The organism is Shewanella sp. 2_MG-2023 (assembly GCF_030548905.1).
Taxonomy (GTDB): Bacteria; Pseudomonadota; Gammaproteobacteria; order Enterobacterales; family Shewanellaceae; genus Shewanella; species Shewanella electrodiphila.
Genome location: NZ_JAUOSO010000009.1, coordinates 68,278 through 81,936 on the forward strand (window position 1 = coordinate 68,278; position 13,659 = coordinate 81,936).

Here is a 13,659-nt window from a genome sequence, read left to right on the forward strand (position 1 = left end):
TCGTGAGCCAAGTATTATTTGAACGCACTATGGCGTTTGCAGGTATTTTACAAGCGGTTGCTCAAGTTCAACACCTTGCTCGTCATGGTGAATCAGACGAAACCGCAATGGCTGCGAGTTTGAACACCATTATGGTGACAGACCCAGAATCAATTTCTGATATCTACCAAGATAAGCATGCATTAAATAAAGGCTATCAATTAATTGAACAACAATTAGGTGATGGTAATAGCAAAGATGTTGAAACCACACGCTATCTTGTCGGTATGCTCGCTCTGGAGCGTAAACTCGCTCGCTCAGCAAATGGCTTAGGCATGCTTGCAGAACGAATTAACCAAGTCCATCGACAGTTACACCACTTTGCCATCACAGATGAGCAAATTGTCGCAAGTTTAGCGAGTATTTATAGCGATGTGATCAGCGAACTTGGCCCTAAATTACAAATTTCTGGTAATCCAGCTTGCTTGCAACAACCGCAAGTACAACAAAAAATCCGTGCTTTACTTCTATCAGCTATGCGCAGTGCTGTTTTATGGCGTCAATTAGGTGGCAAACGTCGTCACCTTGTTTTTGCTCGTAAGGCCATTGTGGATACTGCAATTAGTAGCCGTAAAAATAATTAATCGTATCACCCTACAACAAAAGTTCATCAAGGAGCTTCAAATGGATCTTTCTGCACTGACCGCTATCTCTCCGATAGACGGTCGTTATGGTAGCAAAACCACCTCATTACGAGGTATTTTCAGCGAATTCGGTTTAACTAAATACCGTGTTCAAGTTGAAATTAACTGGTTAAAACTACTTTCAAGTTGCCCAGAGATTGAAGAAGTTCCGCCATTCAGTGAAGAAGCATTAATCTTACTGGATAGCATCAAGGATAACTTCAGCGAAGAAGACGCATTACGCGTTAAAACAATTGAAAGAACCACCAACCACGACGTTAAAGCGGTTGAGTATTTCATTAAAGAACAAATTGCTGATAATGCTGAATTAGTCGCTATTGACGAATTTGTTCATTTCGCTTGTACCTCAGAAGACATTAACAACTTGTCTCATGCGTTAATGCTTAAAGAAGCGCGTGAACTTGTTCTAGCACCTCAGTGTTTAGAAATTGTGGATGCCATTAAAAAGTTAGCGACGGATAACAAGTCTGTACCGCTAATGTCACGTACTCACGGTCAACCAGCTTCACCTACAACTTTAGGTAAAGAAATGGCAAACGTAGCAGTACGTCTAGAGCGTCAACTAAACCAAATCAACGCTGTTGAAATCATGGGTAAAATCAATGGTGCAGTAGGTAACTACAACGCACACATCTCAGCTTACCCAGAAGTTAACTGGCATGAGCTGTCACAACGTTTTGTGACTAGCCTTGGCATTAACTGGAACCCATACACGACTCAAATCGAACCGCATGATTACATTGCCGAATTATTTGATGCCGTAGCACGTTTCAATACAATCCTAATCGATTTCGATCGTGATATCTGGGGTTACATTGCCATGGGCCACTTCAAGCAGCGTACTATTGCTGGAGAGATTGGTTCTTCAACCATGCCGCATAAAGTTAACCCTATTGATTTTGAAAATTCAGAAGGTAACTTAGGTATTGCTAACGCGCTAATGCAGCATTTAGCCGCGAAATTACCTGTTTCAAGATGGCAACGTGACTTAACGGATTCTACGGTTTTACGTAACCTAGGTGTTGGTATGGCCCACTCGTTGATTGCTTATCAAGCAACGATGAAAGGCATCAGCAAGTTAGAAGTTAACGAAGCTAACCTGTTAGCAGAGCTCGACAAAAACTGGGAAGTATTGGCTGAGCCCGTACAAACAGTAATGCGTCGTTATGGTATTGAAAAGCCATATGAAAAATTAAAAGAGCTAACACGTGGTAAGCGTATTGATGGCGAGCAACTTGCTTTATTCATCGATGGTTTAGAACTGCCTGACAGTGTCAAAGCAGAGCTTAAAACAATGACACCAGCTAACTACATCGGCCGTGCAGAAGCATTTGTTGACGAGTTAAAATAATCTTCCAAACAAATGCTTATATAAAATTATTTATAAAAGTCACTTGTTTGTAGAATAAGGAATGGCGACACCTCTTATGAGCTGTCGCCTTTTTTACAATTATGTATACATTAAATTTTGATACTGCTGAATTCATACGTGAAAACTGGCAAAAAAAACCTATTGTGATTAAAAATGCCTTCAATGCATTCGAAGATCCTATTTCTGCAGATGAACTAGCGGGTTTAGCCATGGAAGAAGATATTTCTTCACGTATTGTGCAAACACAAGCTCAAGGCTGGAATGTGGTCCAAGGGCCATTTGAGGATTATGACGAATACGGTGAAGATGGCTGGCAATTATTAGTTCAAGCCGTTAACCATTGGTACCCTGAGTCACAGCCATTAGTGGAAGCCTTTCGTTTTTTACCTGACTGGCGCTTTGATGATCTAATGGTCTCTTTTGCGACGCCAAAAGGCGGTGTTGGACCACATATCGATAATTATGATGTATTTATCATTCAAGGCGAAGGTGAGCGTCGCTGGCAAGTGGGCAATAATGGTCACCATAAGCAGCGTGGCGGTGATAAAAACAGCCCTTTAGTAGACGACTTTGAGCCTATCATTGATGTTGTATTGACCAAAGGCGATGTACTGTATATTCCCCCTGGTTATCCACATTGTGGTGAAACGTTAACCCTTGCGTTAAGTTACTCCATTGGTTTTAGGGCCCCTAGTCAGCAAGAGCTATTAACTGAACTTGCTGACTCTTTAATTGACAATAACGCGGGTAAACAGCGATTTATTTCAATTGAAGAACAAGCCAATAAAGGCATTGTTAGCCAACAGCAACAACAAGGTATGATGAACTTGTTAGCTGAGCTAGCAAATAACCCGAATCAGTATCAAACAATGTTAGGTAAGTTGCTTAGTCAAAATCGTTTTGAACTTGACCTTAATCCATTCGAGCAACCTATTTCGGCTGAAGATATGATTGAAGCCATTGAAGACGGTGCAAGTATGCAACGTATTGGTGGTTTAAAAGTATTAACACTTGAGGCGGATACACAAGCCCATCTCTATGTGAATGGTGAAGTAGTCAGTGTTGAAGGCATCGATGCAGATATTATCAAGGTTATCGCTAATGAGCATTCAATCAGTCAACCAATGTTATCGACTTGGAGTCATCACCCCGCTTTACTATTAATACTCACAGAGTTTATCAATCAAGGTTGGTTTTACTTCTCTGAATAACCCATTATTTATCATTGATGGGTTATAAGATACATATTGAAAAGGCACAAAAGATTCATCTTTTGTGCCTTTTCAATTTAATTTTAATATTGGTTAAAGTGATTGAAACACAACTATCACTTACAACAGCACAAATCACTGACTGTAGGATTTAATACAGTTTACTCTCGCCATCAGGTCTTGTTTTCAAAAACTTTAAAAACCACATGTATTGCTCAGGATATGCATTGATAACCTGTTCAACCATTTTGTTAAGGGCAATGGCTTCATTATCCTTACCTTGCATGTCTTCTGGGTCTACTGCCTGCATCACGGTTAAATTAAACTGTCGCGCTTGTTTGTCATAACCAATTTTAACTGGCAGTACTTGCGCTTTTCCTGCTTGAGCTAAACGGCCAACCACTGGCAGTGTTGCTTTAACAGTCCCCAGTAATGGCGCAAAAACGCTTTGTTCTGGGCCTAAATCCTCATCTGGCAGGTAAAAGAAACTATTATCTTGTCTTAATTCGCTGATTAGAGCACGTATACCCGCCTCTCGCATGTAAACACGACCGTTTTGACTACTACGTAGACGGTTGCTAAACCAGTTAAACAAGCCATTCCTGTGAGCTTTTGCCATTGTCACCATCGGCAGTTCGATATTAAGCCTGATCCCAGCATAATCGATTGGCCAAACATGAGGCATGATAAAAATCATCGGCTGCCCTACTTGTCTTGCAGCTTCGACATGTTCAAAACCTTCAATCGTGACACGACTTTTAATATGTTCATTAGAGCGCAGTAACAACTCAGCTTGCGACATTAATGTTAGAACAAACATATCGACATTGTCTTTAATCAAGGCATCAATTTCTGCTTCTGGCTTATCTGGAAAACAAGTACGCATATTAATTCGTGCAATATTAATTGGTTTTTTAGCAATCGACATTACAAGCTTGGCGAGGAGTCGCGAAATGGGATCGCGTAGCCAAGCCGGCATAATGCCAAAAATGAATAAAATCAGAATGACAAACCAAGTACCCCAATATCGAGGGTGTAACAAAGAAAGAGTAAATCGACGATCGAAATGTTTTGCTTGTCTAGCCAAAAGAAACCTCAAAATTACATCAGCGCAGTGAAATGAATAGCGGAGCCAAAGACATATAATAACAATTTTCTACTACTCACAGCACGATATTTTTACCTCTCCAACATCAGGAGTAGTGATTAATTAATTTTAGAAAACAAAAAAGCCACTCAATTGAGTGGCTTTTTGAATAAAGCGAAACTATTTCTTAGCCGAGTTCGATTCTTCAACTCGAGTTTTCAACTTTTGTCCTGGACGGAACGTCACAACACGTCGAGCTGAAATTGGAATATCTTCACCAGTTTTTGGGTTCCTTCCCGGTCTTTGATTCTTGTCGCGCAGATCAAAGTTTCCAAAGCCAGATAACTTGACCTGCTCACCACTTTCGAGTGCTTCTCTAATTTCTTCAAAGAAAGACTCAACCATCTCTTTGGCAACACGTTTGTTCATGCCCAGCGTTTCAAAAAGATGTTCTGCCATTTCGGCTTTGGTAAGTGCCATACTTTTAGTCCCTCAACGATGCGTTGAACTCGGTCTTAAGTGCAGATACAACTGAATCAACAGTTTCGGTTATATCTTTTTCTTCAAGCGTACGAGTAATGTCTTGTAATGTAAGTGCTATTGCTAGGCTCTTTTTGCCTGCTTCAACACCTTTACCTCGGTATACGTCGAACAAGTTTAAGCCAACCAACTGATTTTCGCCAACTTTTCTTATCAAATTCATAACATTAGTTGCAGAAACTTCTTCTTCAACAACAACAGCAATATCACGTCGATTTGCAGGAAACTTAGATACAGTCTGGGCTAGCGGCAAACTGGCATGCAGTAAAGCGTCCAGTTCTAACTCAAAAATAATTGTTTTGCCATTCAGTCCAAAAGGCTTTTCCAAACTAGGATGGACAGCACCAATGATACCAATGACCTGATTATTTCTTAGTATTTCAGCACATTGCCCCGGATGAAGAGCAGAATGTGTTGCACTTCTAAAAGTAAATTCAGAAGTCGAAACTGTCAAGCCGATAATTGATTCTAAATCACCTTTTAAATCAAAGAAGTCGACAGTTTTTGAATCCATTGACCAATGTTCGTCATTTTGAACACCTGAAATCACCGCACCAATCATTGCTTCTTGTCTAACACCAGAATCTGCTTCTGCATCAGGGACAAAGCGTAAACCAGTCTCAAATAAACGCACTCGACCTTGTTGACGGCTTTGGTTATAACCAACTGACGTCAATAATCCAGTGAACATAGAGAGGCGCATCGCTGACATTTCAACCGAAATAGGATTCGGTAAAATCATCGCTGGCGCATCAGGGTGAACAAGATTTTGTTGCTTAGGATCAACAAAGCTGTAAGTCACCGCTTCTTGGAAGCCACGTGCGACTAAAACATTACGTACTTTACGTAGTGAAATATCAGCTTCTTTGTGATCAGACATGGTTAATGAAGCTACAGGCGCGATATTAGGGATATTGTTATATCCGTAGATGCGAGCCACTTCTTCAATAAGATCTTCTTCAATCGCCATATCAAAACGATAAGTTGCAGTGACAACATCCCACGTTTCAGCATTAGCGGTGACATTGAAACCTAAACGCTCAAGAATTTCAGTCACGTCAGTATCAGGAATATGATGGCCGAGAATTTTGTCTAGCTTGCTGCGACGTAATGTCAATTCAACAGGCTTAGGCAAGTGAGCTTCAGTCACAGCTTCTTCAACAGGGCCAGCTTCGCCGCCACAAATGTCTAATACTAGACGAGTCGCACGATCCATAACCTTATGTTGTAGTTCAGGGTCTACTCCACGCTCAAAACGGTGTGAAGCGTCGGTATGAAGACCTAAGCGGCGTGACTTACCCATAATCGCAAGAGGCGCAAAGAATGCACACTCTAAAAGGATATCTTGAGTTTTAGTGGTAACACCGGTTTTTTCACCGCCAAATACGCCGGCTAACGCGATTGAACCGCTGTCGTCTGCAATCACTAACGTATCATTAGGCACAGTAACTTCATTACCGTCTAGAAGCGTTAATTTCTCTACGCCGTCGCTTAAGCGAACTTGAATAGCACCCGCTAAGGTAGCCAAGTCAAATGCATGCATTGGCTGACCGTATTCAATTAATACGTAATTAGTAATATCTACAATTGGATCAATTGAGCGAATACCACTACGGCGCAGTTTTTCTTGCATCCACAATGGAGTTGCTGCAGCAAGGTTAACGTTTTTAACTACGCGGCCTAAGTAACGAGGACATGCTTGTGCATCGATAACATTAATCGCAACTTTATCGTCGATAGTCGAAGCTACTGCTTCCCAAGTTGGCTCTGTTACTGCTTCACGGTTTAATACGCCAACTTCACGCGCAAGACCAGCCATGCCTAAACAATCTGCACGGTTTGCCGTTAAATCAACGTCAATCACCGCATCGTTAAGGTCAAGGTATTCACGAACATCCTTACCAATTGGAGCATCTGTCGGTAATTCGATAATGCCATCGCTTTCGATGTCGATACCTAATTCACCGTACGAACACAACATACCAAATGATGGTTGACCACGTAATTTAGCTTTCTTAATTTTAAAGTCACCAGGTAAAACAGCACCTACCATAGCAACAGCAACTTTAAGACCTAAACGACAATTTGGTGCACCACAAACGATATCGATTAACTCTTCTTCACCGACATTAATTTTGGTTACACGCAATTTGTCAGCATCAGGATGCTGACCACACTCAACCACTTCACCGACAACAACACCGCTAAATTCGGCGGCTACAGGGTCAACGCCGTCTACTTCAAGACCTGCCATTGTAATTTGGTGTGATAACGCGTCACGACTTACTGATGGGTTAACCCACTCACGAAGCCAAGATTCACTGAATTTCATCTTTATATTGCTCCGTTATTTGAATTGCTTAAGAAAACGTAAATCGTTTTCGAAGAAGGCACGTAAGTCATTTACGCCGTAACGCAGCATTGTTAAACGCTCAACCCCCATACCAAAAGCAAAACCAGAGTATTTTTCAGGGTCAATACCGACACTGCGAAGGACATTAGGGTGCACCATGCCGCAACCTAATACTTCTAACCACTTGCCATTTTTGCCCATCACATCCACTTCTGCAGAAGGTTCAGTGAATGGGAAGTAAGATGGACGGAAACGAACTTCTAAATCTTCTTCAAAGAAGTTACGCAAGAAATCATGCAAAATGCCTTTCAGCTCAGCAAAGTTAACTTTCTCATCAACTAACAGCCCTTCCACCTGGTGGAACATTGGCGTATGAGTTTGATCGTAGTCATTACGGTAAACACGGCCTGGAGAAATAATACGTAAAGGCGGTTTTTCGTGTTCCATAGTACGAATTTGAACACCTGAAGTTTGCGTACGTAGCATCACTTTAGGGTTAAAATAGAAAGTATCATGATCTGCACGAGCCGGATGATGCTCTGAAATGTTCAATGCATCAAAGTTATGGAAATCATCTTCAATTTCAGGACCGTTCTTAACCGAAAATCCTAACTCGCCAAAGAAAGTTTCAATACGTTCGATAGTACGGGTCACTGGGTGCAAGCCACCCAATTCAATTGTACGACCTGGTAAGGTAACATCGATTTGTTCAGCGATAAGTTGCGCTTCTAATTCTGCAGACTTTAAGCCTTCAATACGCTCAGAAAGTTCTTTCTGTACCGCTTGTTTTGCTTTATTGACTGCTTGTCCAAAAGCAGGTTTCTCTGCTGGACTTAAGCTACCCATCAATTTCATCATGTCAGTGATCTTACCTTTTTTACCAAGGTAATCGACACGGATATCATCCAATGCCTTTAGATCACTGGCCTTACCTATTACTTCTAAGGCTTGTTCTACGATCTCAGTTAACTGCTGCATTATTTCTTCCACTGCATTCTTGCATATCAAATGCGTTTGGGCGTCTAAGGATAGACGACATATTTAGTCTAGGCATAAATGTAAAATTAAACCTAAAGCATGGGGTTAAAACAAAAGATGGGATTTTACGTGACCTAGGCTTATTTTACTAGCATTTATTGCAATTTAAACCAGTAAACTCCTGCGTTATCATGAGTTAGCCTCATGTAAATTGAAATTTATCAAACGCTAAAAAATCTTATACCCCTAAAAGTATAATTTTATGAATAATTCAATATATACAAGCCAGTAGCAATTAATCCGTCAGCCATTATTGCCTTTAACAAAACTCCATCTAAAGTTTAATCAGTATTATCCGATAAAACGACATAGCGCGTATAAAACAAGAGGCCAAAATGAAAGAAGTAAAGTTTAGATGGATTGATCAATTTTTAATTAAATTATCCATTAAATCCAAATTCACAATATTGGCGATTGTTCCGATTGCATTGATTTTATTGCTGACTTTTACATTGACAAGCAGTTTTAAAACGACCTTAGCTGAAGCTGAAATTGAAGAAGCTATATCCCTTAACAATACTTATAATCATGCAGTTGAAGCTGCCTTAGATTTACTTGAACAAGATAAACAACAAGCTTTCCTATCTGACTTAAATGGCTCAAGCCGAGCGGTTAATATTGATACGCTTTCTCGCCAAGAACAACAAATCGCACGTCAAGGTGGCGGTTCCCTCGAAACAGGCCAAGGCTTTAATGTCTTTAGTAATGTTAATTCTCACGATATTGTTATCACCACTCAAATAGCGCACAAAACTATCGATGATAAAACCAGCGGCGATAATAATTTGGCCTATTTATTAATGGTGTTGATTATTGCAATTATTTTGTTCTTTTCTTATTACATCTCAACGTTTATCGGCGGCGCGTTATATACCACTGTGATGGCGCTACGTAGAGCAACTGAAGGCGATTTAACTAGTCGATTAAACTTTTTCGAAGTCCCCGATGAATTTAGTTTGCTGGCTATTAGTGTTGATGAATTGGTTGACAGGCAACACAAACTTGTCGTTCAAATGACTCATGCTACTGAGCAAATTAGGCATGTAGTACATTCATTTAGAAACACGGCTGAAGAGGGTCAAACTGTCGCTGTTAATCAACGTCAACATTTGGACTCACTGGCTACAGCCATGGAGGAAATGACTGCAGCCGTTAAAGAAGTGGCCCGTAATGCAGAACAATCTTCAGCAGAGACTCAAGAGGCGAATAATCAGGTTACAGCAGGGTCTAACGACATTGAAACCACAGTGCAAGCCATTGATTTACTTTCAACTGAAATTGCTGGCGCTTCAGACGCTGTGAATGAATTAAATGACAATGCCAGTAAAATTGATGCAGTTGTAACCACAATTAATGCCATTTCTGAACAAACCAACTTACTTGCCTTAAATGCTGCTATTGAAGCTGCACGTGCGGGTGAGCAAGGTCGTGGGTTTGCTGTCGTTGCCGATGAGGTTCGTACTCTTGCAGGTAGAACACAATCTGCCACGGTAGAAATTAAAACCATGATTGAAGCTTTACAATCTGGTACTCAGAACCTAACACAAGTTATGTCTCGCACCGTTGAACAAGCAGAAGAAGGTAAAAAGCATGTCCTTCAAACTGGTGACGATTTAGAAAGCATTGCCCATCATAGTGGTAAAGTGTTTGAGATGAGCGTATTAATCGCTACATCAGCAGAGGAGCAATCAGCTGTCGCAAATGAAATAGCCTCTAATTTAATGGAAATTAGAAATCAATCCCATAATGTTGAGGAAGCGGCCAATTTATCAGTATCTGGTTGTAATGAGCTAAACACGACGGCTGAAGAACTCGATAAACTAATGATTGGTTTGAAGATTTAAAATCAAATCGGCATATAAATGCAAAAAAGCTCGTCCCTAGATGGTGACGAGCTTTTATTTACCAATTTTAACTGGCTGTTTTATCTGACAATATTATCTAGCTATAAGTAAGTTAAACGCATTAATCTAGCAGTGCTAATACAGCTTAATTAACACTAGTGAAGCATTAACGGTTTTTCTCTAATCGAGCCAATAAACTTGAAGTGTCCCAGCGATTACCTTTCATTGACTGCACTTCTGAATAAAACTGATCGACCAATGCAGTGACGGGAAGATGGCTGCCATTACGTCTACCTTCTTCAAGGGCGATACCTAAATCTTTACGCATCCAATCAATCGCAAACCCAAAGTCATACTCGCCCTGCCACATGGTTTGGTAACGGTTTTCCATTTGCCAACTTTGTGCTGCTCCCTTACTGATAACTTCAACCACCTTTAAACCATCTAAACCAGCACTTTTAGCAAAATGGAGCCCTTCAGCGAGCCCCTGCACCACACCTGCAATACAGATTTGATTAACCATTTTAGTTAATTGACCAGCGCCAACATCACCTAATAATTCAGCGCAGCGGCTATAAGATTCAATCACGGGTTTGACTTGATTGAAAACCGACTCTTTCCCGCCCATCATCACGGTCAGTACACCATTTTCAGCCCCAGCTTGGCCACCAGAAACAGGTGCGTCTAAAAACTCGACATTTTGGCCAGCTAATAAAGCAGCAACTTCACGTGCCACATCCGCTGATGCTGTTGTGTGATCGACGAGTACAGCACCTTGATTAATACCGTGAATAACACCGTTGTCGCCTAAGATAACTTGTCTTAAATCATCATCATTACCAACGCAGGTAAATACAATATCTTTATCTTTTGCAGCTAAAGCTGGCGTTAACGCGAACTCACCTTGATAATCTTGAGTCCACCTTTCCGCTTTCGCCGTGGTACGATTGTACACAGTGACTTGATGGCCTTGTTTGACAAGATGACCCGCCATTGGGTATCCCATAACACCAAGTCCGATAAATGCTACCTTTGCCATATTATCCTTCTTATTATTTTAATGGTTTTATAATTACAGTGCAGGTTTAACGTGCGCTTCCATTTCTGCGCCAATACGCTTACGCATATCCATTAATCTTAATGCAGAGTCTCTTAAACGAACATCGTCTTCATTTTGTGGGATCCACTCAGGTACAGAAGTTGGTTTACCATCATCATCAACCGCAACCATGATAACAATACAATGGGTGGTTAAATGGCGTTCAGGTTCTTTAGGATCGCCCGCTTTTACATCAATACCTAAGTGCATTGATGATGTACCGGTATAAATTACTTTAGCGCTCACTTCGACAATATTGCCAACATGAATAGGTTTCACAAAACGAATACCGCCAGCATAAACCGTAATACAGTATTTCCCGCTCCAACCTGCCGCGCCAGCATAAGCCGCCAAATCAATCCATTTCATTACCGCGCCGCCGTGCACTTTGCCGCCAAAGTTAACATCTGCGGGTTCGGCCAAAAATCGTAAGGTTATTTCTCTATCAATACCGGCCATACAGCCTCCTAAATGAATCATCTAGACTCAGTTTACGATATTTTTAAACCTAAAACGTTAAAAAAATCAGCTTTGTAATAATTTAGTCATTATATTATTGAATTGTTATTTATCCTCGAAAATATCCACGTTTCGATAATAAAGGAATGAATCTATTAAACAGCAAATATAAAAAAGCAGTAACCGAAGTTACTGCTTTTATTATGTATTCATTTTGAATGTTAATTATAATTCAAAACTGATTTATGGCATATTTTAAGATGTGCTTTACTCTACGAATCCGCTTTTTTGAATAAAAGCGAGCCGTTAGTGCCACCAAAACCAAATGAATTACATAATGCGTAGTCAAATGTATGCTCTTTTGCTTTATGGGCAACGAAATCTAAATCACAGCCTTCATCTGGGTTATCTAAATTAATGGTTGGCGGTACGATTTGATCACGTAATGCCAAAATAGTAACAATAGCTTCAACTGAGCCCGCAGCGCCTAATAAATGCCCCGTCATAGACTTAGTCGAACTGACTAATAAATCATAAGCATGAGGGCCAAATACTGATTTAACCGCTGCAGCTTCTGCTTTGTCACCTGCTGGTGTTGATGTGCCATGAGCGTTAATGTAGCCCACTTTTTCATTTTCAATTTGCGCATCATTGATAGCATTAACCATTGCAGCAGCAGCACCTGCGCCATCTGCTGGAGGTGAAGTCATATGGAAAGCATCGCCACTCATGCCAAACCCAACAAGTTCAGCATAAATTTTGGCACCACGTGCTTTTGCATGTTCATACTCTTCCATGACCATCACTCCTGCACCATCACCAATAACAAAGCCATCACGGTCTTTATCCCATGGACGGCTTGCAGCAAGCGGATCGTCATTACGAGTCGATAACGCTTTAGCCGAGCCAAAACCTGCGACTGCAAGTGGTGAAGTCACATCCTCTGCACCGCCTGCAACCATCACATCGGCATCGCCATATGCAATGGTACGCGCTGCAAAACCAATGTTATGCACACCAGTAGTACAAGCGGTTGTTACAGCAAAATTCGGGCCTGTCATGCCATATTTGATTGATAAGTGCCCTGCTATCATATTGATAATAGTACTTGGGACAAAAAATGGAGAAACCTTACGCGGGCCACCTTTTAATAATGCGGCGTGGTTTTGCTCAATTAATGGCATCCCCCCCATTCCAGCACCAATTGCAGTTCCCACTCGTGAAGGGTTTTCTTTTTCCATATCCAAACCGGCATCGTTCATGGCTTGAATACCAGCAGCCATGCCGTATTGGATAAATAAGTCCATTTTGCGCGCATCTTTACGCGATAAGTACTGCTCGACGTCAAAATCTTTTACAGAGCCACTGAAACGCGTACTGAATTCAGTTGCATCAAATTTGGTAATGGGTGCAATACCACTTTTACCCGCTAATAAAGACTGCCAAGAAGAATCGACATCGTTACCCACTGGAGTAACTAGTCCTAGGCCTGTAATGACAACACGACGTTTAGACACAGTATTCACCTTTGAAATAAATAGGCATAAGCCAATAATAAACAATATTGGTTAATCCATCATCAATGACTTTGTACCGGTACATTTAGCATTGAGTAGATAAGGATGGAGCTGAGGATTAACGCTTGGAAATTAAGTCTAGTCGAAAAGTATCGACTTCAGAAACAAAAACAGGCGGCATAAATGCCACCTGTTTTTGTGAATCTGGGATTACTGATTTTTTGAAACGTAATCGATCGCTGCTTGAACAGTAGTGATCTTTTCAGCTTCTTCATCAGGGATCTCGGTATCAAACTCTTCTTCTAGAGCCATAACCAATTCAACAGTGTCCAGAGAATCTGCACCTAAATCGTCTACGAATGATGCAGCTGATTTAACGTCTTCTTCTTTAACGCCAAGTTGCTCAATGATGATTTTCTTTACACGTTCTTCGATGTTGCTCATTAGTTTTCTTTC

At 40.9% G+C, this 13,659-nt stretch carries 12 protein-coding genes; 4 read left to right on the forward strand and 8 right to left on the reverse strand.

From position 1 onward, the window contains the following. Window positions 1-2 precede the first annotated feature (2 nt). The 3 genes from hflD to Q4600_RS10700 all read left to right on the forward strand — a co-directional run bounded on the left by hflD (window position 3) and on the right by Q4600_RS10700 (window position 3,266). Window positions 3-623: a high frequency lysogenization protein HflD gene (hflD, locus tag Q4600_RS10690; protein ID WP_102528708.1), complete on the forward strand. Its 621-nt coding sequence runs from the start codon at window positions 3-5 to the stop codon at window positions 621-623. A gap of 40 nt (window positions 624-663) precedes the next feature. After that, window positions 664-2,034, forward strand: a complete 1,371-nt coding sequence (gene purB / locus Q4600_RS10695; protein WP_102528707.1) for an adenylosuccinate lyase — start codon at window positions 664-666, stop codon at window positions 2,032-2,034. A gap of 101 nt (window positions 2,035-2,135) precedes the next feature. Then, window positions 2,136-3,266, forward strand: coding sequence for a cupin domain-containing protein (locus tag Q4600_RS10700; protein ID WP_303516141.1), 1,131 nt, complete (start codon window positions 2,136-2,138; stop codon window positions 3,264-3,266). Between the two features lie 151 nt (window positions 3,267-3,417). Here Q4600_RS10700 and lpxM read toward each other — a convergent pair whose 3' ends face one another. The 4 genes from lpxM to pheS all read right to left on the reverse strand — a co-directional run bounded on the left by lpxM (window position 3,418) and on the right by pheS (window position 8,224). Next, window positions 3,418-4,353, reverse strand: a complete 936-nt coding sequence (gene lpxM, locus Q4600_RS10705; protein WP_303516143.1) for a lauroyl-Kdo(2)-lipid IV(A) myristoyltransferase — start codon at window positions 4,351-4,353, stop codon at window positions 3,418-3,420. A gap of 180 nt (window positions 4,354-4,533) precedes the next feature. After that, window positions 4,534-4,833, reverse strand: a complete 300-nt coding sequence (gene ihfA, locus Q4600_RS10710) for an integration host factor subunit alpha (protein WP_102528704.1) — start codon at window positions 4,831-4,833, stop codon at window positions 4,534-4,536. Window positions 4,834-4,837: 4 nt separating this feature from the next. Next, a complete protein-coding gene (gene pheT, locus Q4600_RS10715; RefSeq protein WP_303516146.1) occupies window positions 4,838-7,225 on the reverse strand; it encodes a phenylalanine--tRNA ligase subunit beta in 2,388 nt (795 codons plus the stop codon). Window positions 7,226-7,240: 15 nt separating this feature from the next. Continuing rightward, window positions 7,241-8,224 carry a phenylalanine--tRNA ligase subunit alpha gene (gene pheS / locus Q4600_RS10720; protein WP_102528702.1) on the reverse strand — a complete coding sequence of 328 codons (984 nt, stop codon included), beginning with the start codon at window positions 8,222-8,224 and terminating at the stop codon, window positions 7,241-7,243. A 395-nt stretch (window positions 8,225-8,619) separates the two neighbouring features. On the opposite strand from pheS, the gene Q4600_RS10725 reads away from it, so the two are divergent. Continuing rightward, window positions 8,620-10,128 carry a methyl-accepting chemotaxis protein gene (locus Q4600_RS10725; protein ID WP_303516151.1) on the forward strand — a complete coding sequence of 503 codons (1,509 nt, stop codon included), beginning with the start codon at window positions 8,620-8,622 and terminating at the stop codon, window positions 10,126-10,128. A gap of 166 nt (window positions 10,129-10,294) precedes the next feature. Here Q4600_RS10725 and Q4600_RS10730 read toward each other — a convergent pair whose 3' ends face one another. The 4 genes from Q4600_RS10730 to acpP all read right to left on the reverse strand — a co-directional run bounded on the left by Q4600_RS10730 (window position 10,295) and on the right by acpP (window position 13,647). Beyond that, on the reverse strand, window positions 10,295-11,167 hold the full coding sequence (locus tag Q4600_RS10730; protein ID WP_229370364.1) for an NAD(P)-dependent oxidoreductase: 873 nt from the start codon (window positions 11,165-11,167) through the stop codon (window positions 10,295-10,297). A 33-nt stretch (window positions 11,168-11,200) separates the two neighbouring features. After that, a complete protein-coding gene (locus Q4600_RS10735) occupies window positions 11,201-11,686 on the reverse strand; it encodes an acyl-CoA thioesterase (protein ID WP_102528699.1) in 486 nt (161 codons plus the stop codon). A gap of 272 nt (window positions 11,687-11,958) precedes the next feature. Further along, window positions 11,959-13,203, reverse strand: coding sequence for a beta-ketoacyl-ACP synthase II (fabF, locus tag Q4600_RS10740; RefSeq protein ID WP_102528698.1), 1,245 nt, complete (start codon window positions 13,201-13,203; stop codon window positions 11,959-11,961). A 210-nt stretch (window positions 13,204-13,413) separates the two neighbouring features. Further along, complete coding sequence (gene acpP, locus Q4600_RS10745) at window positions 13,414-13,647, reverse strand: acyl carrier protein (protein WP_011496723.1); 234 nt, start codon at window positions 13,645-13,647, stop codon at window positions 13,414-13,416. Window positions 13,648-13,659 lie beyond the last annotated feature (12 nt).

Coding starts and splice junctions, on each gene's coding strand:
- Q4600_RS10735 (WP_102528699.1), bottom strand. CDS start 11,686: ATGGCCGGTATTGATAGAGAAATAACCTTACGATTTTTGGCCGAACCC.
- purB (WP_102528707.1), top strand. CDS start 664: ATGGATCTTTCTGCACTGACCGCTATCTCTCCGATAGACGGTCGTTAT.
- acpP (WP_011496723.1), bottom strand. CDS start 13,647: ATGAGCAACATCGAAGAACGTGTAAAGAAAATCATCATTGAGCAACTT.
- Q4600_RS10730 (WP_229370364.1), bottom strand. CDS start 11,167: ATGGCAAAGGTAGCATTTATCGGACTTGGTGTTATGGGATACCCAATG.
- pheT (WP_303516146.1), bottom strand. CDS start 7,225: ATGAAATTCAGTGAATCTTGGCTTCGTGAGTGGGTTAACCCATCAGTA.
- Q4600_RS10725 (WP_303516151.1), top strand. CDS start 8,620: ATGAAAGAAGTAAAGTTTAGATGGATTGATCAATTTTTAATTAAATTA.
- ihfA (WP_102528704.1), bottom strand. CDS start 4,833: ATGGCACTTACCAAAGCCGAAATGGCAGAACATCTTTTTGAAACGCTG.
- Q4600_RS10700 (WP_303516141.1), top strand. CDS start 2,136: ATGTATACATTAAATTTTGATACTGCTGAATTCATACGTGAAAACTGG.
- pheS (WP_102528702.1), bottom strand. CDS start 8,224: ATGCAGCAGTTAACTGAGATCGTAGAACAAGCCTTAGAAGTAATAGGT.